The 229-nt window shown below is 59.4% G+C and carries 1 pseudogene; it reads right to left on the bottom strand.

What is annotated here, in order from left to right:
- A pseudogene (locus tag CVH10_RS25170) lies at positions 1-204 on the bottom strand (thioredoxin family protein); the annotation flags it as partial.
- Positions 205-229: the final 25 nt, after the last annotated feature.

The raw sequence follows: 229 nt of genomic DNA, 5'->3' as shown, positions 1-229 counted from the left end.
GGCGGCGATCTCCGGGGCGTCATCCACGTTGATGATGACGATCTTGAGGCTGCCGTCGCGTTCTTCGGCGACCTCGTCTACCACCGGTGACATGACCTTGCAGGGGCCGCACAAGGGCGCCCAGAACTTCAGCAGCACCGGGGTCTAGGCGTTGAGGACTTCCTGCTCGAAGTTGGAATTGGTGACATCGACGTTGTTGGCCATGGGGATTCTCCAATTACTACGTAGC

The organism is Halomonas sp. ND22Bw, assembly GCF_003011945.1.
Taxonomy (GTDB): Bacteria; Pseudomonadota; Gammaproteobacteria; order Pseudomonadales; family Halomonadaceae; genus Halomonas; species Halomonas halophila.
Note: the sequence above shows the minus strand (reverse complement) of the source record. Positions and strands in the feature narration are given on the sequence as shown.